The organism is Marinomonas flavescens, assembly GCF_004352835.1.
GTDB lineage: Bacteria > Pseudomonadota > Gammaproteobacteria > Pseudomonadales > Marinomonadaceae > Marinomonas > Marinomonas flavescens.
This window is the reverse complement of sequence record NZ_SJSB01000001.1, coordinates 1-20,924: the sequence shown is the minus strand read 5'-3', so window position 1 is coordinate 20,924 and position 20,924 is coordinate 1. Positions and strand designations below refer to the sequence as shown.

The 20,924-nt window shown below is 44.0% G+C and carries 20 protein-coding genes and 1 riboswitch; of the genes, 15 read left to right on the top strand and 5 right to left on the bottom strand.

Annotated elements, in window-relative coordinates; genetic code table 11:
* Positions 1–183: 183 nt before the first annotated feature.
* The 6 genes from nspC (at position 184) to E0D70_RS00075 (ending at position 8,507) form a co-directional block, all read left to right on the top strand.
* Complete coding sequence (gene nspC, locus E0D70_RS00100; protein ID WP_133010235.1) at positions 184–1,281, top strand: carboxynorspermidine decarboxylase; 1,098 nt, start codon at positions 184–186, stop codon at positions 1,279–1,281.
* A gap of 46 nt (positions 1,282–1,327) precedes the next feature.
* Positions 1,328–2,566: a saccharopine dehydrogenase family protein gene (locus E0D70_RS00095; RefSeq protein WP_133010234.1), complete on the top strand. Its 1,239-nt coding sequence runs from the start codon at positions 1,328–1,330 to the stop codon at positions 2,564–2,566.
* A gap of 324 nt (positions 2,567–2,890) precedes the next feature.
* Positions 2,891–3,721 (top strand): phosphatase PAP2 family protein, encoded by an 831-nt coding sequence (locus tag E0D70_RS00090; protein WP_133010233.1) that lies wholly within the window; start codon positions 2,891–2,893, stop codon positions 3,719–3,721.
* 309 nt (positions 3,722–4,030) lie between these two features.
* The gene (locus tag E0D70_RS00085; RefSeq protein WP_133010232.1) at positions 4,031–5,365 is read left to right on the top strand and encodes a hypothetical protein; all 1,335 of its coding nucleotides are present in this window, start codon (positions 4,031–4,033) and stop codon (positions 5,363–5,365) included.
* Positions 5,366–5,586: 221 nt separating this feature from the next.
* On the top strand, positions 5,587–6,555 hold the full coding sequence (locus E0D70_RS00080) for a serine/threonine protein kinase (RefSeq protein WP_133010231.1): 969 nt from the start codon (positions 5,587–5,589) through the stop codon (positions 6,553–6,555).
* A complete protein-coding gene (locus E0D70_RS00075) occupies positions 6,552–8,507 on the top strand; it encodes a RecQ family ATP-dependent DNA helicase (RefSeq protein WP_133010230.1) in 1,956 nt (651 codons plus the stop codon). Before E0D70_RS00080 ends, E0D70_RS00075 begins: the two co-directional genes overlap by 4 nt.
* 55 nt (positions 8,508–8,562) lie before the next feature.
* Here the strand turns inward: E0D70_RS00075 and E0D70_RS00070 are convergent, their stop codons facing one another.
* The 3 genes from E0D70_RS00070 to E0D70_RS00060 are packed head-to-tail and all read right to left on the bottom strand — an operon-like array spanning position 8,563 to position 9,689.
* A complete protein-coding gene (locus tag E0D70_RS00070; protein WP_133010229.1) occupies positions 8,563–8,844 on the bottom strand; it encodes a GIY-YIG nuclease family protein in 282 nt (93 codons plus the stop codon).
* A 33-nt stretch (positions 8,845–8,877) separates the two neighbouring features.
* Positions 8,878–9,489: a LysE family translocator gene (locus E0D70_RS00065; protein ID WP_240536909.1), complete on the bottom strand. Its 612-nt coding sequence runs from the start codon at positions 9,487–9,489 to the stop codon at positions 8,878–8,880.
* Entirely contained in the window at positions 9,486–9,689 is a 204-nt protein-coding gene (locus tag E0D70_RS00060) for a DUF1127 domain-containing protein (protein WP_133010228.1), read from the bottom strand. The genes E0D70_RS00065 and E0D70_RS00060 overlap by 4 nt, the downstream gene beginning before the upstream one ends.
* A 291-nt stretch (positions 9,690–9,980) precedes the next feature.
* On the opposite strand from E0D70_RS00060, the gene E0D70_RS00055 reads away from it, so the two are divergent.
* The 8 genes from E0D70_RS00055 (at position 9,981) to thiE (ending at position 17,472) form a co-directional block, all read left to right on the top strand.
* The gene (locus E0D70_RS00055) at positions 9,981–11,399 is read left to right on the top strand and encodes an aminotransferase-like domain-containing protein (protein WP_133010227.1); all 1,419 of its coding nucleotides are present in this window, start codon (positions 9,981–9,983) and stop codon (positions 11,397–11,399) included.
* A gap of 196 nt (positions 11,400–11,595) precedes the next feature.
* A riboswitch (TPP riboswitch) is annotated at positions 11,596–11,697 on the top strand.
* A 111-nt stretch (positions 11,698–11,808) separates the two neighbouring features.
* On the top strand, positions 11,809–12,699 hold the full coding sequence (gene thiD / locus E0D70_RS00050; RefSeq protein WP_133010226.1) for a bifunctional hydroxymethylpyrimidine kinase/phosphomethylpyrimidine kinase: 891 nt from the start codon (positions 11,809–11,811) through the stop codon (positions 12,697–12,699).
* Positions 12,696–13,451, top strand: a complete 756-nt coding sequence (locus tag E0D70_RS00045) for an ABC transporter ATP-binding protein (RefSeq protein WP_133010225.1) — start codon at positions 12,696–12,698, stop codon at positions 13,449–13,451. Before thiD ends, E0D70_RS00045 begins: the two co-directional genes overlap by 4 nt.
* Complete coding sequence (locus E0D70_RS00040) at positions 13,444–14,313, top strand: ABC transporter permease (RefSeq protein WP_240536908.1); 870 nt, start codon at positions 13,444–13,446, stop codon at positions 14,311–14,313. Before E0D70_RS00045 ends, E0D70_RS00040 begins: the two co-directional genes overlap by 8 nt.
* A 72-nt stretch (positions 14,314–14,385) precedes the next feature.
* On the top strand, positions 14,386–15,333 hold the full coding sequence (locus tag E0D70_RS00035) for an ABC transporter substrate-binding protein (protein ID WP_240536907.1): 948 nt from the start codon (positions 14,386–14,388) through the stop codon (positions 15,331–15,333).
* A gap of 11 nt (positions 15,334–15,344) precedes the next feature.
* Positions 15,345–16,010 (top strand): thiaminase II, encoded by a 666-nt coding sequence (gene tenA / locus E0D70_RS00030; protein WP_133010224.1) that lies wholly within the window; start codon positions 15,345–15,347, stop codon positions 16,008–16,010.
* Between the two features lie 10 nt (positions 16,011–16,020).
* Positions 16,021–16,854 (top strand): hydroxyethylthiazole kinase, encoded by an 834-nt coding sequence (gene thiM / locus E0D70_RS00025; protein ID WP_133010223.1) that lies wholly within the window; start codon positions 16,021–16,023, stop codon positions 16,852–16,854.
* Between the two features lie 6 nt (positions 16,855–16,860).
* A complete protein-coding gene (gene thiE / locus E0D70_RS00020) occupies positions 16,861–17,472 on the top strand; it encodes a thiamine phosphate synthase (protein WP_133010222.1) in 612 nt (203 codons plus the stop codon).
* 65 nt (positions 17,473–17,537) lie between these two features.
* Here thiE and E0D70_RS17675 read toward each other — a convergent pair whose 3' ends face one another.
* Both E0D70_RS17675 and E0D70_RS00010 read right to left on the bottom strand, forming a co-directional pair.
* Positions 17,538–18,857, bottom strand: coding sequence for a methyl-accepting chemotaxis protein (locus E0D70_RS17675; protein ID WP_133010221.1), 1,320 nt, complete (start codon positions 18,855–18,857; stop codon positions 17,538–17,540).
* A gap of 377 nt (positions 18,858–19,234) precedes the next feature.
* Positions 19,235–19,651: an acyl-CoA thioesterase gene (locus E0D70_RS00010; RefSeq protein ID WP_133010220.1), complete on the bottom strand. Its 417-nt coding sequence runs from the start codon at positions 19,649–19,651 to the stop codon at positions 19,235–19,237.
* Between the two features lie 135 nt (positions 19,652–19,786).
* On the opposite strand from E0D70_RS00010, the gene E0D70_RS00005 reads away from it, so the two are divergent.
* Complete coding sequence (locus tag E0D70_RS00005; protein WP_133010219.1) at positions 19,787–20,818, top strand: winged helix-turn-helix domain-containing protein; 1,032 nt, start codon at positions 19,787–19,789, stop codon at positions 20,816–20,818.
* The last annotated feature ends 106 nt before the right edge of the window (positions 20,819–20,924 follow it).

Genomic DNA, 20,924 nt, shown 5'->3' with positions numbered 1-20,924 from the left:
TTATTTGCTTAGTTTAATCACAACTTGACCTAACGCTTAAAAACACCAAAACCGAATTTTAGCTCACATTCGGTTTCATAAATAATTTTTGCGCAAAGATGAAGTAGTAAAATAGCAAAATCTTGCTAGAAAACGCCCCCATTTTTGCTCTAGAATACGCCTTTTCAAAAATGGGCCCTTGCCATGATCAAGACACCATATTATCTCATTGATAAAGCCAGTCTTCTGAAGAATTTAGAGAAGATTGCTTACGTGCGCCAACAGTCTGGCGCCAAATCTCTTTTGGCGCTTAAATGTTTCGCGACTTGGTCTGTATTTGATCTAATGCAAGAGTACATGGACGGCACCACGTCTTCTTCTTTGTATGAAGTGAAATTAGGCAAAGAGAAATTCCGAGGTGAGACTCACGCTTACAGCGTGGCTTACACTGACGATGAAATCGAAGACGTTCTCGCCAACAGCGATAAGATTTTGTTCAACTCAATCGGCCAATTAACACGTTTTAAAGACGTCAGCGAAAACCACATTCGCGGTCTACGAGTGAACCCTCAAGTCAGTACCTCTGACTTTATTATTGCCGACCCAGCGCGTCCATTTAGTCGTTTAGGCGAATGGGATCCAGAAAAAATCGCCACTGTTATCGAACAAATATCCGGTTTCATGTTCCATAACAACTGTGAAAACAACAGTTTTGAGCGCTTTGATGAGATGTTGACTCACATTGAAACTCGCTTTGGCCATTTGATTAAACAAATGAAATGGGTCAGCCTAGGCGGCGGTATTCACTTTACTGGTGAGAATTATCCACTGGATCAATTCTGCCAACGCCTTAAAGCCTTCGCAGATACCTACCAAGTACAGGTTTACCTTGAGCCTGGTGAAGCGGCGATTACTAACAGCACAACCCTAGAAGTATCTGTATTGGATACCTTATTTAACGGTAAAAACTTGGCCGTGGTAGACAGCTCAATTGAAGCACACATGCTGGACTTATTAATCTATCGCGAAAACGCTAAAATGGCACCATGCGACGGCGATCATGAATACATGGTTTGCGGCAAGTCTTGCTTAGCCGGCGATATTTTTGGCGAATTCAAGTTCGATAAAGCATTGCAAGTGGGTGACCGTTTGTCTTTTCAAGACGCGGCCGGTTACACCATGGTGAAAAAGAACTGGTTTAACGGTGTTAAGATGCCGTCTATTGCCATACGCCAATTGGATGGCAGCATCGAGGTCGTGAGGGAATTCGACTATAACGACTTTGTGCAGAACCTTTCTTGATCACAAGTTAAGACGGTTCACACTTTTTATTTTGGAGAGAGTTACTATGAAAAAAAATGTTCTAATTATCGGTGGCGGAGGCGTGGCTCGTGTTGTAGCCCACAAATGCGCCCAACACAATGACACACTGGGCAATATCGCAATTGCTTCCCGTAGCGTTGCGAAATGCGACGATATTGTAGCCAGTGTCTTAGAAAAAGGCAGCATGAAAGTCGAGGGCCGCATTCAAGCATTTGCTCTTGATGCTCTTGATGTACCAGCCACTGTCAAACTGATCAACGACACAGAGTCTGAAATCGTTATTAATGTTGGTTCTGCTTTCATTAATATGTCGGTTCTTGAAGCTTGCATCGAAACCGGTGTGGCTTACTTAGACACCGCGATCCATGAAGATCCAGCGAAAATCTGTGAAACACCACCATGGTATGCAAACTACGAATGGAAACGCCGCGAGTTATGTAAAGACAAAGGCGTGACCGCAATTCTTGGCGTAGGTTTTGATCCAGGTGTAGTAAATGCTTATGCAGCATTAGCTTACAACCACTATTTCGACAGCGTTAGCGACATCGATATCATTGATATTAATGCCGGTAGCCACGGTAAATACTTCGCGACTAACTTCGACCCAGAGATCAACTTCCGTGAATTCACCGGTCGTGTTTACTCTTGGCAAAAAAGTGCGTGGCAAGAAAATAAAATGTTCGAGATCAGTCGAACAGACGACCTTCCTGTCGTTGGTAAGCAAACCGCTTACATGACAGGCCATGACGAAGTACACTCGATTTCACAAAATCTAGACGTGCCAAACGTACGTTTCTGGATGGGCTTTGGTGAGCATTACATCAATGTCTTCACGGTTCTTAAAAGCTTAGGTCTACTCTCTGAGCAACCAGTGAAAACCGCAGAAGGCCTAGAGGTTATTCCTCTTAAAGTGGTTAAAGCAGTACTTCCTGATCCTTCTTCTTTGGCGCCAGATTACACAGGTAAAACTTGCATCGGCGATGTAGTGAAAGGCATCAAAGACGGTAAAGAAAAAGAAGTCTTTATCTACAACGTAGCGGATCACAAAGACGCTTACAATGAAGTTGGCAGCCAAGGTATTTCTTATACCGCGGGTGTTCCGCCTGTTGCCGCTGCTATCCTCGTTGCCAACGGCACTTGGGACGCAAAAGAAATGCGCAACGTCGAGCAACTTGACCCAAGACCTTTCTTAGGTTTGTTGAACGAGATGGGCTTACCGACTCGTATAAAAGATGAAGATGGCGATCGCCCTTTCACGCAGTAGTAACGCAACACAGCCACTCTAAGCTTACATAATAAAGCGGCTTTTGTTTATGTACCTAAAAACCATCACTTTGGCGTAACATGAAGTGATGGTTTTTTTATCTACCGCTTTAACCTCAAAAAAATTCTACTATTTACAACACACTCACCAAGCGATGCCCTTTCAGTTGATGTTATTTTAAATAAAAAATATTTATAAACACCCACCTTCAAAATAAGCATTAAAAACGCAAAAAATGTTTATTAAAATTTCACATTGGTGAGATTACTCTCTATTTTTCAAAAGCATTAAACATTTGCTTATATATTATGGAGACACTCAATCATGAAGGTATCTCAGCTATTTCGTTATCATTTACTATCGAATAAGGAAACAAGTCAGCACCATTACATTCCTTTTCGTTTCATTATTGGTACCAGTATCACATTTTTAATTTTCGCTATACTGCTTTGGATTACTAATGGATATCATGCAGGTTTTTACACACTAAACACACTTGGCAGTAAGCTACCGAATGTGGTTTGCTCCTTCATCACTTTATTGGGAGATACTCAAGTCGCTATCGCGTTGCTTTTGTTTATTGTTTACGTCCACCCAAAACTATTGTCAGCAACCATAATAGCCATTATTCCAACAACATTTATCACCCACGGAATGAAATCTTTTTTCGCAATGGCTCGGCCAGGCGGGGTATTACCCGAAAATAGCTTTCACCTCGTCGGAAATTTATTGCGAACACATAGCTTTCCATCTGGCCACTCCGCCACCGCAGGTGTGATTGCCTCGTTTTTCTTAGTTGTTGCAAAAAATAAACAGCAGAGAATCGGAGTTATTTTCGTTCTTATGATGGTCATGCTGAGCCGAGTAATGGTAGGGGCTCATTGGCCTATAGATGTCTTTGTTGGTGGGGCTATCGGCTTACTTTGTGGACTTATCTGTTACATGCTAGCTAAGCGTTATCACTTTTGCCAATCAGCGCTCAGCCAATGGGTAGCGATGACGGTACCTCTTTATTGTGCGCTGACCTTACCGTTTCATAATGGCGGCTATCCTGAAGGGCATTACGAGATTATTTTGGTCGCTATTGTTGCGCTACTTTACTACTTAAGCCAACTGCAAAAACACTGGTTTATCAATAAAAAATTGGCGAGTTAGGAGAAGATATCACAGCAAAAGCAAGTAAGAATGAGCCCAAGAAGGGCTCAATTATTTTGCTAAAAAATGTATTATCAGTAGCCTACTAAAATGAGGATCTTTTTTCCTTTTCCATGCACAACTCCCCTTCTCATATACCTTTTTCGCTAGAATTATCAGTACCTCCTATACTTGCCCGCTGCAGGTAGCTACTATTACGCCCTTCAGTAAAGTGTCATTGTTTTGTTTAGAAACTGACAACAAAACCATTTTATTGATCGATACGACTCGTGATATCGCTTTATACTATTCTGCAATAAGGACAATGTAATGAAATACAACGTTAAAATGGTAGCCATGATGGCCACAATCACCCTAACGTTAGCTGGCTGTGCCTCTTCTCCAAGCAGCTCATCTGCACCGAGTAAAGTCGATAGTGCGGCTCAATCACAATTATCCGCAGAAATAAATGCCGTTAAGATATCGATCGACAACGCCTCTGCTACATTGACCTCAGCCAGTGACAGTCAACTTGATTGGTTTGCAACAGATCATGTTAACAAGGCACGACAAGCACTCGATAAAGCCAAAGGCTACTATGCTGAATTTTCTTCAGATCCAAGCGAAGCCAATGACAACATTGGCTTCTTCAATTCTCAAACTAATATGGAAGCCGCACTCGAAAACTTAAGCACCTTTTCTGCCGAAATAAGCCAAGCTCAAGCCATTCGAGAGCAAGCACTCAATACCCTTGAAGATGCGTTTGCCAACCGCAAGCAGCTAAAGGAAATTGGAGCCGACACACTTTACCCTACTACTTACAAGCAGCTGGATAGTGATCTGAAGCATTTAGTAGACCAAGTTGCAGGAGGCAAAGCCGATGCTGCCATCAAAGCACAGCCTACTTTATTAGGTAAACAGCGTGGTTTAGAGATAAAAACCGCCATCAAAGTGTACCTTTCAGACGCTAAAGAAAAATTAACCAGACTTGAACTTGCGCTGGTAAAAAACTCTGCGCCACAAACATTAGCGCAAGCTTCCGCAGCCTTAATGGACGCTCAAGCCTTTATCGCCGTAGAGCCAAGAGCCACCGCTAAAATCAAAGAAAAAGCTGACTCTGTAATGTTTGCCATTAATCATGCAGAACAAGTGTCTATTGCGGTGAAAAAACTACGCGCTATGCCGCCGAGCGCCGATGAAGGTTATATTTTGAGTTTTGAGAAACTCTTATTGGCTATTTCTAACGAATTGGGCGCAGTCGATTCCCGCGACCACAGACTCAGTAAACAGAGTGAACTTATTGTTCAATTCATCAGAGACAGCATGAAAAATGAGCAGGCTGTTCAATCCGCTCAACAATCATTAAAAGCCACCATTGTTAAGCAAAACAACAACCTGGACATACTGAATAAGCAGATTGACACTCTTAACACCAAGCTTGCCGATAAAAGCGCATACGCTACCTCGCTGCAAAACCAAGTCGCTAATTTAATCACACAACTTGAAATAGCGAAAAAATCAGCTCAAGCAAAAGCCACGACCATCACAACGCCTACTAACGCTGAGACGGAAGTAACAGAAAAACAAGCAGTGAATACTCTAGATAAAGACAGTACGCCAGTGCCTTCTAGCGACACTAGCTCATCGACAGGTGAGACTAAGTAAACCTCAATACAGCGAAAGTAATTGAGCCATGATCCGAAAAACAGTCAGGCGCTAAACGTCTGACTGTGTTTTCAAAACTTCCAGTAAACGCCCCACGCGCTATAAACATCTTGCTATAATGACACTGCTCGGCTGTCAGCATTTTTTGTTTTGCTATAACGAATTATTCTTACTCTCAGCCATATTTATTATTGCCCTTTGATTTTTTTAGAGCCAACACTATGTCCGCGACACACACATTTTCAGGTCTTATTCCTGACGTTATTTTAGACGCCGTAGAATCCACAGGATTATGGTGTGATTCGCGTATTTATCCGCTCAACAGCTATGAGAATCGTGTTTATCAAGTCGGTATTGAAGACAGCTCACCGGTGATCGCCAAATTTTACCGGCCCGGGCGCTGGAACGATGCGCAAATTGGTGAGGAGCATGAGACCTTGCTGGCTCTGCAAGCACAAGGCATTCCAGTGGTCGCACCATTGACGTTTGAAGGGAAAACCCTATTCCATCACAACGACATACACTTTACTCTTTCGCCCAAATTAACAGGACAACACCCTGAAGCCGACAACCTTGATCAGCTGTATCAACTTGGCGAACTGATTGGACAAGTTCATCAAGCCATGTCGACACCTTTTAAGCATCGCATCAGTGTCTCGCCGTTAGATCAAATCGAACAAGCCGCCGCGTGTATTCTAACGGGCGATCATTTACCTCAGAAACTCAAAGCAGAATATCAAAAGCAAATTAGTCGCCTTCATGAGATGAGCGCAGCGCAACTCAATATCTACTGGCCAACACAGTTACGCCCAGTTCATGGTGATAGCCATCGCAGCAACTTAATGCTTCACAATGATCAATTCCACCTTCTCGACTTTGATGACTGCCAAAATGGTGTGGCGGTTCAAGACCTGTGGCTACACCTAACTCAAACGGAAAACCCAAGGCAACAACTCAGCGAAATAATCGAAGGGTATGAAACTTACTTGCCTTTTGACACGCGTGAACTAGGTTTAATTGATGTGTTTAAAAGCGCTCGAATAATCCACTACGCCGCTTGGTTGCAAGAGCGCTGGCATGACCCTGCTTTTGTCAAAGCCTTCCCTTGGTTTGCCAGTGATGAATACTGGATCAATCATTTGAATGAACTTAAAAGCTGCGAACTAGAATGGGGAAACATGTCTCTATGAATGCATTAGAATCCAAATTAGAAGCGCTCTTTGGCTTTAACCAATTCCGCCAAGGTCAAGAGCAAACGATTCAACAGTTACTCGCTGGGCACTCTTCATTAGCAGTATTCCCTACTGGCTCTGGCAAATCATTATGTTATCAATTTACAGCGACACAACTGCCTAATCTGACCTTAGTTATCTCGCCATTAATTGCATTGATGCACGATCAATTAGACTTCTTGCGAAGCAAAGGCATCGCCGCCGCCAGTTTGGATTCCAGCCAAACCAAAGAAGACAGCCAAGCGGTCATGGAAGGCGTGCAAAACGGTCACATTAAAATACTGATGATTTCAGTGGAACGTTTTAAAAATGAGCGTTTTCGTCGTTTTATCAAACAAGTGCCTATCTCAATGTTAGTCGTTGATGAAGCTCACTGTATTTCTGAATGGGGCCATAATTTTCGACCAGATTATTTAAAACTCCCACATTATCAGCAAGAGCTTCAAATTCCTTTGGTCCTGCTTCTCACGGCAACGGCAACACGCCGAGTACAAAGGGACATGGCGCAGAAATTCAATATTTTTCCTGAACACATCACTCAAACCGGTTTTTACCGCGCCAATTTAGACATCGAACTGATTCCAGTACAAAGCGACGGCAAGATGTCTGAGCTTAAAAAAGTACTTATCGAGGTATCGGGCCCTAGCATTGTCTACGTTACCCAACAAAAAACAGCGGAAGACATTGCCAATACCCTGATGACAAATAGCTTTCCTGCGAAGGCCTATCATGCGGGATTAAAAGACGATGTGCGCCGTCAAATTCAAGCTGACTTTATGACCGGCCAGACGCCGATTATTGTCGCCACCATTGCCTTCGGCATGGGCATCGATAAAGCGGATATCCGCCTCGTGGTCCATTATGATTTGCCCAAATCGATCGAAAACTACAGTCAAGAAATTGGTCGCGCTGGACGTGACAATTTACCAAGCCGATGTGTCATGTTGGCGAGCTTAGATGGTTTGCACACCTTAGAAAACTTTGTCTATGGCGATACCCCACAACGCCATGAAATAGAGGCGCTGTTAAGCCAAATCAAAGAACAAACAGTTCATGATGAGCAGTGGCATACGGATCAGTGGGAAACGCAACTGTACGGCCTTTCCAACCAAACTAATATTCGCTCTTTACCGTTAAAAACCCTATTAGTACAACTTGAAATGTTTGCTGCCATAGAACCAAAATACAGCTATTACGCCGACGTTCGACTCAAATGGGAAACCGATCGCTTTGCCTTTAAAGCACGCATTCCCGCTGAGATGCAAAACACTTATGATGCGATATTAAACGGGATTCAGTATAAGAAAATTTGGGGAAGTCCAAATTTTGATGCCATCTATCAGCAAGCAGGTCTGTCACGAGGGGAGGTATTGCAAACACTAGACTATCTTGCTGACCAACATGCCATCACACTAGAAAGCAAAGGACTGACTGAAGTCTATCAAGTGAATACTCGAGCCTTTCATCAGGAAACACTGCTCAACCAGCTTAGTCAGTACGTCGAAGAAAAAGAGGTGTCAGAGATAGAACGCATCGCGACCATGATTCGTTTTTTCCAACTGGATCGCTGCCTAAACCACAACTTAGCAAAATACTTTGGTGATCAAAACGCCCCCGAACATTGCGGTCATTGCTCGGTCTGTAAAGGTAAGGTACTAGCGTTTACTTCGCTCACCTCACAGCAGGATAATTGGCAACAAGATCTGGCTTTTTACGTCCGTGAATTTGTCTCTCATCTGCAAAGCAAAAGCCCTAACACTGTCGTTACTGATGTGTTAATAACACGCTTTTTAACCGGCCTGACTCAGCCTATTTTTACCAAAGTAAAAGCGCGTACCCTGTCTGGCTTTGCAAAATACGAACAACAGGCTTATCGAGACGTACTTGATGCTGTAAAGAGTTTTTCTTAAGTTAAGAGACGCCTACGTCAAAAATAGCCACATAGATAAGCAAATATCGATGTGGCTAGTTATTGGTTAACGTTTCTAAACACATATTCCCATCAATCAGCTGTAACTTCTGACATTTATCGAGTTGCTTGACGCGATACTCTAATACTGAGGCATCACTTCTGCTACCAACAGTTTGATGCCACATTAACTCTAAAGGGCCTTTTCCTTTTAGGTATCGAGCACCTCGTTTATTCGCGCTAGAATGCTCTTTAAAGCGGCGCTCTACGTCGGTTGTAATACCAGTATAAAGTGTATCTAGCCGAGTTTTGATGATGTATATACTCCACTCACTCATTGTCGAATCCATTAACACCCAAAATAGTATTATCTAATTACCTATCATCAACAGCAAGGTCGATGCCGTAGCGAATCCCATTCCATAGTTGAATATTCGTTGGCGCTTGTCATCAGTTAACCAACGACGAATAGTCACGCCCGCCCACGCCCAGAGCGTTATGGCAAGAAATCCCATACAAGCAAAAAATACGATAATCCAAAAACCAGATTGAACATACAAATCGCCAGTCAAAGAAAATGAGCTGACACAGCCAATCGACATCATCCACGCTTTCGGATTCACATATTGAAAGAGAGACGCTTGCCACCAGCGCATAGGAGCCGCCCGTTCTTTTGTATTCGATAATTGCCCTACGGGAGCACTTGCCACTTTCCAAGCTAGCCAAAGTAAATAAGCACCACCAATCCATTTCAATACCAAATAAATCGGTGGATACAGTACAAATAAAGTCCCTAAGCCAAGCAATACTGAAAACAATAAAGAAGCCATACCCAATACAATGCCCACCATATGAGGCAAGGTGCGGCGGAAACCAAATTGCGCACCAGAGGCCAGCAACATCATATTATTCGGGCCGGGTGTCACCGACATAATAAAAGCAAACAATGCCAAGGTGACAAAGAAAGAGGCATCGGTAATCACGACAAGTCTCCTTTTGAGTTCGTTCGAAGCAAATCGCTAACAACCCCAATAAAACTGGCTTGAGATAATTCCGCTTGGCGCTTTTCATGACTCAACCCAATATCTTGCATTTGTTGCTCACTCAGTTTGTCCAGCGCTTTGCGTGTTTGATAGCGCTCTATACAGTGTTGTATGTGAGTCAATAACGAAATAATCAACATAATCTGCTCTCCCTTTTAAGCGTCTATTTCTAATATCTTTAGACGTTCGTTCTAAGCTTTGTCCCTATATCCATTAGGATAATAAAAGGCACTGCGTGTATGGGTAGCTAGTATAGAGAGTGACTTTAAATCAATACAGACTCAAAAAATCACTTTATTAACCATACAGAAAAAGCTTTATTTGACTGTATGGTGGCAATCTCTAATATCTGTATGGTAATTTGATGGCGCAGGCTCAGCTACAATATCGCGACGAATCAATACAGCTATACGTGCAAAGGAGAACACACCATGAGCCTATATCAAGATCTATCAAAACGACTAAGAGAACACATCGAATTAGGCTTTTATAAACCGGGTGATAAGTTACCTTCTGTGCGTCAATTATCCCAAGAACATGGCGTCAGTATTTCGACGGTTCAAGAAGCGTATCGTCAACTAGAACAAGATATATTAGTAGAAGCTCGTCCAAAATCAGGCTATTTTGTCGTCCAAAAACCCCGTGTTGATAATCTCCCTCGCGTATCGCGCCCACCTCAACGGCCGCTTGATGTATCCCAATGGGAAGAAGTCTTTAATATGCTAATGATTCGCGGCGACGAAAAAGGCGCTCAATTACAACATGCAATGCCAGATATGACGGTATCAACATTAAAACCGCTGTTAAAAACACTGGCAGACCTTTCTAAGAAAAGCCCAGAATTAGGCCTCGGCTATGGCGACATCAGGGGTTCTCAAGAGTTACGAACTCAGCTATGTCGCTTAGCTGGCGCTTCTGGCTGCCAACTTCACCCTGACGATATCGTGGTCACATCAGGTTGCCAAGAAGCACTTTCTGTTTGCCTGCGTGCCGTGACTGAGCCTGGGGATATTATTGCGATTGAATCACCTAGTTTTTATGGTTCTATGCAGGCCATTAAAGCCGCTAACCTTAAGGCAATGGAAATACCCACTCACCCAGAAACAGGAATCAGTCTAGAAGCCTTAGAGCTCGCGCTAGATCAATGGCCAATTAAAGCTATTTTAGTCACACCGACCTGTAATAACCCTCTTGGCTACACCATGCCAGACGACAAAAAAGAGCGTCTTTATCGACTCGCTCAAAGCTATGACATTGCCATTATCGAAGATGATATTTATGGTGATATCGCCTACCATTTCCCTCGCCCAAGGACCATTAAGTCCTTCGACGAAGACGGTCGAGTACTACTTTGCTCATCGTTTTCTAAAACTATCGCACCTGGCATGCGAGTTGGCTGGATTGCACCAGGACGTTATCGAGACAAGGTAACTCACATAAAATACGTCAGTAGCTCCATGTGCCCAACACTTCCACAACTCGCTATTGCGCAATTCATTCGCCTCGGTGAATACGATAAACATATTCGAACCATGCGCCAACGCTATGAAAAACAAAGAGATCATATGCTCACCGTGATCAAACGTTATTTCCCTAACGATACTCGAGTAAGTTTTCCTAATGGCGGCTTTATATTATGGGTTGAGCTTAATAAAAGTGTCGACAGTATAAAGCTAGTAGAGCAGTGTCGATTAGAAGGGGTGGGATTCGCTCCAGGACCATTATTTTCTGCGACAGGGAAATACCGTCACTGTTTTAGAGTGAACTTTAGTGGGCAAAATATGGAACAAAGAGAATGGGGAATAAAAACCTTAGCCCACATTTTGCTTAGGTTTAGCAAAACACTTTAGGCTATGTGAATATAAAACAGAGCGCCAAGCAAATAATTCATAAAAACAATCCATAATAAATACCTAAGAACAAATACCTAAGAACAAATACCTAAGAACAAATACCTAAGAACAAAATAAGACTCTAATTATTATTGACGATGTTTACATTATTAATAAATGATGAGTCTTTGACCAAATCTTGTTACCATCGTTGCCATCATAGTCGGGGGGCATTTTTTTGCTGAGATCGTATAACACGAGACCCGTTGAACCTGATTCAGTTAACACTGGCGTAGGGAACTATTGTGATAACAGTGCTTGCCACTGTGTCCCATATACCAATTTGGGCTTCTCGATAAAGCGTTCAGATAACACCTTCTGATCAAATTGGCTTATGCAGTTCCTTGCGTCACCGTTAGGAGCTCATATGTCTAGTCACTCTGTTACACACAGCAATCCTGTTAAATACAATCACCCAACGTCTCAGCCAAACGGCCTTGGCACACCTATTGTGTTGACCATCGCTGGGTCAGACAGCGGCGGTGGTGCCGGCATTCAAGCAGACATCAAAGCCATTTCTGCCACTGGCGGCTTCGCCTGCTCAGCCATTACCGCGATTACGTCGCAAAATACCCTCGGCGTAGCGGCTATTTTTCCGATTCCACTAGACCACGTTAAGAGCCAATTAGACGCGGTCTTTAGCGACATCAAGATCACCGCCGTTAAAATAGGCATGCTAGCGGACAGCAGCATCATCAACACAGTGGCCGATACACTGCGCCAATATCGACCCAAGTTCATTGTGTTAGATCCCGTAATGATTGCCACCAGTGGCGACTTATTACTGCAAGAAAGCGCCATTAACACACTCAAACAGACGCTCTTTCCTCTGGTAGACATCATCACGCCCAACCTTCCTGAAGCCGCTGCGCTCACCGGGTTACCAAGACCAACCAACGAAGATGAGATGCTCGCCATGGTGCCCGCGCTCAGAGCGTTGGGGGCAAGCTGCATACTGCTAAAAGGCGGTCACTTAGACGACCAAGAAGAAAGCCTTGATCTACTCATCACGGCCACCACAGTCGAAAGGCTCTCTGCACCACGGATTCACACGAAAAACACGCACGGCACCGGCTGTACTCTCTCCTCTGCGATGGCATCTTATCTGGCCCAAGGGTACTCTTTGCTCGACGCCGTTCACCTCGCTAAATCCTACATTAGCCAAGCAATCAAGCACGCCGACCAGCTCCATATTGGTCAAGGCCATGGCCCAGTGAATCACTTTTTTGCCCTGCATCAAGATGGCTCAACACAATGAGCCAGACACCACTTGGACTCTCTATTCAGCATGCTTGCTTGCATTACCATGGAGCAGAAAAAGCCACCTTACAAGACATCTCGATGGACATTCCCGCGGGAGAATGGACCTGTTTACTCGGGCGCAGCGGCAGCGGAAAAACCTCGCTACTGCGTTATTTGGCAGGTTTACTAGACGATAAAATAGACTGGCGCGGTAACGTAACCTGCAGTGATGGCCTGCCTTTTCAGCACCGCATTGCTTATATGGCGCAACAGGATTTGCTGCTGCCGTGGTTATCGGTCGAAGACAATGTCTGCTTAAGTTACCGTTTTAACCAACAAAAAATCACCCGTGAAGTGCGTGAAAAAGCGCGTTTCCTATTGGATCAAGTTGGTTTGCTAGCAGCACAAAATGCACTTCCTCAAACCCTGTCTGGAGGCATGCGCCAGCGTGTTGCTCTGGCTCGAACACTGATGCAAGACAAGCCTTTTGTGTTAATGGATGAGCCCTTTTCAGCGTTGGATGCGGTGACCCGCCATAAACTACAGAAGCTGTCTTATACCCTGTTAAAAGGCAAAACTGTCATGTTAATCACCCACGATCCACAAGAAGCAGTTCGCCTAGCAGGAAGCTTATACATTTTAACCGGTTCACCTGCGCAAGCCGAATCATTGCCCTTGCCCAATCTGCCGCCACTACGAGAATTAGACCCAGAGTCTGCGCTTGTTCAGCAACAGATATTCCAGACATTGGAGCAAGATAATGACTGATTTAACGCCTCTGGCCAGCCGGACAACAAAACGTCATTGCAGCAATAGTTCTAACAACAATAGTTCTAACAACAATAGTTCTAACAACCATAGTTCCGGAGACAATCGTTCTGGCAGCAAGGCACTTTACGCACTAATGCGTGGCATTATTATCGTCTTCGCCATTCTGATAACTTGGCAGGGATTGATTGTCGCTTTTGATCTTCCCTCGTTTATCTTGCCGACACCACTGTCGGTGTTAGATCGCTTATTACTACGCCACGACGTATTGATGCGCCACTCATGGGTCACCGCTCAAGAAATTATATTCGGTTTATTGCTCGGCCTCAGTATGGGGTTGTTTTTTGCCTTGCAAATGCTGCTATTTAAACCAATCAAGCGCTGGTTGCTGCCAATATTGATTGCCAGCCAAGCAATCCCCGTGTTTGCCATTGCGCCGGTGTTAATGCTTTGGCTGGATTACGGCATAGCTTCAAAAGTCGTGATGGCCGCCATCATCATCTTTTTCCCTGTCACGACTTGTTGCTACGACGGGCTGAATAACACGCCGAAAGGCTTTCTTGATCTCGCTCACACACTGCAAGCCAGTCGCTGGCAACAACTCATCCATATTCAATTGCCGGCGGCATTACCGGCCTTGGCTTCCGGCATTCGTGTCGCCGTGGTGATCGCTCCCATCGGTGCGGTCGCAGGTGAATGGGTCGGATCCAGTGCTGGTTTAGGCTATCTCATGTTGCAAGCCAATGCCCGAATGATGATAGACGATATGTTTGCCGCCTTATTTATTTTGTCTCTACTCTCGGTGGTTTTGTATTTCATCACCGACTTTGCCCTCAAGAAGCTCATCCCTTGGGAGCATTAATGTTATCCCTAAAGCCAATTCCCGATAGAAATAAAGCACTCTAATCTCTCACTAATAACAAAAGGAAAGCACGTGAAAAAAATCATCGCAAGCACTCTACTGACCTTGGCGTCTGCGCTCTTGGCAACACACGCCCTCGCCGAGACGCAGAAAATCACCCTAATGTTGGACTGGTTTGTTAATCCAAACCATGGCCCCATCGTGATCGCAAAACAGCATGGCTACTTTAAAGAACAAGGGCTGGAGGTAACGATTCAAGAACCTGCCGACCCAAGCACACCTTCTAAACTGGTCGCGGCCGGAAAAGTCGATATGGCCGTTTCCTACCAGCCAAGCTTGATTATGGACATTGCTCAAGGCTTGCCCTTGGTGCGCTCTGGCACCTTGGTCGCGACACCGCTTAATTCAATGATCACCCTAAAAAAGAGCGGCATCAGCACTCTTGCTCAGTTAAAAGGTAAAACCATTGGTATTTCGATCGCCGGCAACGAAGAAGCTACCGTGGGCACCATGCTCAACAGCGTAGGTTTGAGCATGAATGATGTGAAAATCGTCAATGTCGGTTGGGCGCTGTCTTCATCACTGGCCTCTGGAAAAGTCGATGCCATTTGGGGTGGGCTGCGCAATTTTGAAAAGAACCAACTGATCACCGAAGGCTATCATCCTGTTATGTTTTACCCAGAAGAAAACGGTGTGCCAAATTACGATGAACTCATCTTTGTCGTAAATGCAAAAAAAAACAATACTAAGGCGATTCACGCGTTTAATACCGCCATTGAAGAAGCCACCACTTACATAGTCAACCACCCTAATAAAGCGTGGCAAGAATTTGTCACTTATGCGCCAGATACGCTAGATAACACGCTCAATAAAATGGCTTGGCAAGATACGCTATCTCGCTTTGCACTTCGCCCTGCCGCGATCGATTTAGCGCGTTACGATGATTACGCCCGCTTCTTATTTGACCATAAAATCATTACCACTTTGCCAGCAGCCAAAGACTACCTTCCTACTTTTTAATCAGGTGATTTATGCAGTATCAAGATTTAATCGACGCTTGCCAAACCGAGTGGCAAGCTTACACACAACATGATTTTGTCACTCAATTAGCAGCAGGAACCTTACCTGAAGACCGCTTTTTACATTATTTAAAACAGGATTTTTTGTTTTTAAAACAATACGCCAGAGCCTATGCTTTGGCGGTGTACAAAGCCAATTCTCTAGCGGACATGCGCCAAGCGTTACCGACATTGAATGCCCTGCTGAGCAGTGAAATTAGTCACCATGTTAGCTTTTGCCAAGACTGGGGCTTAAGCGAAACGCAAATGGAACAAGAGAGAGAAGACTTTGGCACACTCGCCTATACTCGATATGTGCTTGATGCGGGCATGAGTGGCAACCTAGTAGACCTGTATGCCGCCCTAGCGCCATGTGCCATAGGATACGCGGTGATCGGCCAACAAATCAGTCTCGATAGCAAGACTCTATGGGAAAACAACCCATACAGAAGCTGGATCGAATTGTATGCGGGGGACGATTACCAAGACCACGCCAAGCAAGGCGCTCAGTACTTCAATACATTGCTGGCCAACATTGACATCGACAGTGAACGAGGCCAACAACTTGTCGAGGTGTTTTCTACCGCCACGAGAATGGAAGTGGCTTTTTGGCAGCAAGGCTTAAACGCAACCAATTAGGAGAATGGCAATGCATACTCACATAATTCTCAATGCGCTGCGCACCTTGAGAGAACAAAAACCGCTCGTGGTTAATATCACCAATTACGTGGTGATGAACAATACCGCCAATGCGCTACTGGCTGTTGGGGCGTCACCGATTATGGCGCATTCTCGTCAAGAAATGGCAGAGATGATGAGTTTTGCTGGTGCTCTAGTCATCAACATTGGCACCTTAGACAGCGAATGGATCGAGCGTATGACGTTTGCTATCGAGCAAGCTAACCTGCATCAAAAAATCATTGTGCTTGATCCTGTTGGCTGTGGCGCAAGTCTGCTTCGCACCGCGACCTCTCGCCGCTTTGCAGAACTGGCCGAGCGTTTGATTATCCGCGGCAATGCCTCGGAAATCATTGCGCTCGCGGGCGAATCCTCACAAGGTAAAGGCGTCGATGCAATGGACAGTAGCAGCGCGGCAATAAAAGCGGCCATGACCTTGATGAAAGCCTATGATGCAAGCGTCGTGGTCTCTGGAAAAACCGACTACATCATCAATAAAACGTTTATTCAGCAAGAAAAAAACATCCTCGCGTTAGACAACGGTCATGCCATGATGCCATTGGTAACTGGGATGGGCTGCTCTCTCTCTGCGCTAACAGGGGCATTTGCCGCCATTGGCGAAACCAGTGGTTTGGCGGCTGCCGCAGTGTTTGGGGTCGCAGGTGAAATCGCAGCCGAACACGCAAACGGCCCAGGCAGTTTACAATTGGCGATTTTAGACGCGCTCTACAATCTCGATGAAGCAACACTGGCAGAACGCTTAACGCTCACAGCGATAGACACCTCCGATAGAATCATAGGTTAGTATCAGATGAACCCATATCAGCTTTATTTGGTCACGGATGAAAACCTAACCCTAGAACGGCTCAAATACGTTGTCGCTGAGGCGGTTAAAGGCGGTGTAACCATGGTACAGATTCGCGAAAAGCACCATGATGTGCGCGCTTTTATCGAACGAGCAAACGCCATCAAAACCGTCCTCCAAGGCTCTGGTGTGCCCTTGATCATTAACGACAGAGTAGATGTGGCTTTAGCGGTCGACGCCGATGGCGTTCATTTAGGACAATCTGATATGCCGGCAAGCTTAGCGCGGCGGCTGATCGGTCCAAACAAGCTCTTGGGCTTGTCCATTGAAAGCCACCAGCAACTAGCAGACGTTGTTGACTTGCCGATAGATTACATTGGACTCAGCGCCATTTTTGCCACACCGACAAAAACCGACACGCTCAATCATTGGGGGATTAGTGGCTTAAGGGACGCATTGCAAACCACCTCATTGCCGATTGTTGCTATCGGTGGAATTAATCCCACTAATATCGAAGACGTCGCAGCAACAGGTGTTCATGGTATTGCGCTGGTATCGGCCATTTGTCAGGCCGAAGACCCAAGATTGGCTAGCGAAGAGATAAAAGCGTTACTATAAAAAATGCCTCTCGTTTAATCAGGTTAAGCGAGAGGCATTTTCAATTAACTCGGAATATTTTCACACTATGGTTTCAACTGGCTAGCAAATTCGCCAACGGCATCTACGATTTCTTTAACGCCATTTTGAATTTCAATAATCACATCACCAACTTCACCAGTTAACTCTAACCCTTGCTCTGCTTGTTTTCGGCTACCTTCTACCATGCTTACTGCATTTTTTGCTAATTCTTGATTTCGTAGAACAACACCAACAATCTCTTCTGTGGCTTTTGTCGTTCTAGAGGCTAGGAGCCTTACTTCATCAGCAACTACTGCAAACCCTCGACCTTGTTCACCAGCTCTGGCTGCTTCAATGGCGGCATTTAAGGCCAATAAATTCGTTTGATCTGCGATATCTCCGATACTTTTTATGATGCTACCTACTTTTTCAGATTGCTCATCTAAGTCAGAAATACCTTGTGACACTAACGTCATCTGCTCCGCCAGTTCATGCATGACAGAAACGGTATCTTTTATAATACGACGTCCTTTAATAGCCGTTTCATCTGTGACCCTTGATGTTTCATAAGCAATCCCTGCGGTACGACTAATGGCTAACTCTTGATTAACCTGATCTGTGACTACCGTAGCGAATTTCACCACTTTGTAGAAGTGACCATGAGCATCGGATATTGGGTTATAAGATACCTCTAACCAAACGGCGTCTCCTCGACTATCAAGACGTTTGAAGCGACCGGTAATAAACTCACCACGCTTCAGCCTTTCCCAAAAAACACTATATTCTTTAGACTCTGCCTCTTCTTGTGTACAAAAAACACGATGATGCTTCCCTTTCAGCTGCTCTTTGGTATAACCCATTGACTTAAGAAAACGATCATTTGCAGTAAGAAAAAGGCCATCTAAATCAAACTCAATCACAGCAGTAGAACGCTGGAGTGCCTTTATTAAATTTTCATGCTGAATGGATGTTTCAATGGTACGAGTAAGATTGTTGGCGTGAACGGAAATATACTCAATAGCACCATCAACCGTTTTTACCGGCTGTAAGATCACTCTAAGCCAAGCATTACTATGGCTGTTCATTGCTACTTGATAGGCACCTGACCAGTGTTTCCCTGATGCGATAGCGTCTTTCAATAGCTTAAAATGGACGGTATCCCTTAACTCGTTAGGAACAAGGTCGATCATTCTTTTGCCTAAGACATCGTCTTTATCAAGTGTTAACTCTTCCAGAAATAAAGCATTAACCTTGACGATTTCACCCGTAGAGGACAGCGTCAGACTTAACATTTCTCGGTCTAAGCTATCTCGAACCTGACGCATAGATAAGATCTCTTGCTTTAAAAGATCATAATCCTGTTTGTTTTTCTTCCATCCAAACATATTTCCTTGTCCTTTTACCTTCTATGCACCAAAACGGTTAATGTAAATTGATCATTCGAAAATTTCACAGTTGATCTATTCTCTGTGTAAACGATAACACTGTATCACTCTCTAGTATTAATAATCTTTTAAACACTCTCTAGTAGAAGCCACTGGTGTTATAAATATGTTACAAGATGTGAATGCTGTCAACGTTGATACTCGCGTTCATTCATAGCAAAAAACGGATTCCATGATCTACATAAAACCCTATGTCACGATATTTTGGTAATTTATGGCCATAGTTATCAATTAACTTATGGAACAGGTACTTATGGGAAGGCAAAAAACTTAAGAAATTCGCCTTTTTATGAAAAAAGGCGTTTTTGAATGCGTACTTATTGACTTGATAACGCTATCGCTTGCTCTACCTTAATACGGTATTCCTCTGGCAAGGGTATTGCAGCTTTCAGCTTTTGAGAAAAGCATACGTAGGTGACCTGAGCCTCTGCGACAAGCTCCTGCGTTTTATCATTAATAATATTTTGTTGCATGCTAATACTACGATTACCTAGCGCCGAGAAGGCTGTCTGCACTTCTAGCACATCCCCAAAACTCGCTTCTTTCTTAAAATTAATATTGATATTTACCACAACCCAAGCAATACCTTGCTCCATCATGTCGGAGCCAACACCAAAATCGTCAAAGAACGCCCAACGTCCTTCTTCAAGAAACTCAAGATAGCGTGCGTTATTCACATGCTGAAAAATATCTAGATGGTATCCTCGAACTTTTATTTGGACCTTATTTATCATTATTTTCTCCCAGTTAAACAATCAATTAGAAAATCCTACTTAGACAATGAGTAGAAAAAAATAACAAAATCGCTCGACTTTACTAGCATTGCCTTCTAAGGCACACTCGCTCACTTCCTCAACGGTAGTGGAACTATGGCAAACACCCTTTCAATACAACAAGCTCGTAAACTCGCCTTACTTTCACAGAGATTACCGAGGTCTGATTATTCAGGGATATCCGGCACCCAGTCCGCGATTCAACAGCTCGGTTACATTCAAATAGACAGTATCTCTGTCGTCACTAGAGCGCATCATCATACGCTTTGGAGTCGAGTGAAAAATTATCAGCCAGAGTTCATTGATACGCTATTAAAAGAGAAGAAAATATTTGAATATTGGTCCCATGCAGCAGCGTATTTACCTTTAGAAGATTTTCGTTATTCGTTACCTAAAAAAGCGAAAGTAGCCGAACAACAACATTGGTTCGAACGCGACCTAAAGGTAGAAAAAGAAGTCTTATCTAGAATTCGTATAGAAGGCCCATTACAAGCGAAAGACTTTCAAAGACCTAAAGAGCATGTGGGAGGATGGTGGCAATGGAAACCAGCAAAAAAAGCCTTAGAACAATTATTTATGGCAGGGGAATTAATGTGCCCTTATCGTGTTGGTTTTCAAAAAGTCTATGACCTAACAGAGCGCGTACTTCCTTCGAGTATAGATCATACAATGCCTAGTGATGCAGAAGTGGCCCGTCATCTCATACTCCAAGGTCTGCGCAGTCATGGCCTCGTCCAACTTCAGGAATTAACCTACCTTCGTAACGAACTTAAGGATCATATTAAAGAACAAATACAAGCCATGCAGGATGAAAATACGCTTCAAACCATCTCAGTTAACAAGCAATTATACTTCACTACAAATGCATTATTGGCACAGCTCAATCAACCGCTTTCTAGGCAGCAAGTTAAATTACTTTCTCCCTTCGACAATTTAGTCATTCAACGCAAACGTATCAAACAATTATTCGACTTTGACTATCGTATTGAATGCTACCTTCCCGCTATCAAAAGGCAATATGGTTACTATGCTCTTCCTATCATTTGGCAAGGTCAGCTTGTTGCACGAATGGACGCTAAAGCGGATAGAAAACTAGGTGTGTTCATTATTAATCCTAAATTCAGATAATAAGTGCGACACTGCTAATCAGGTGTAGAAGAAGCCAACTGCTGAAGTTGGTATGATTCTTCTTACCACAGAACAAAGCAGTACCAACATGAATTATCAGCAGTTG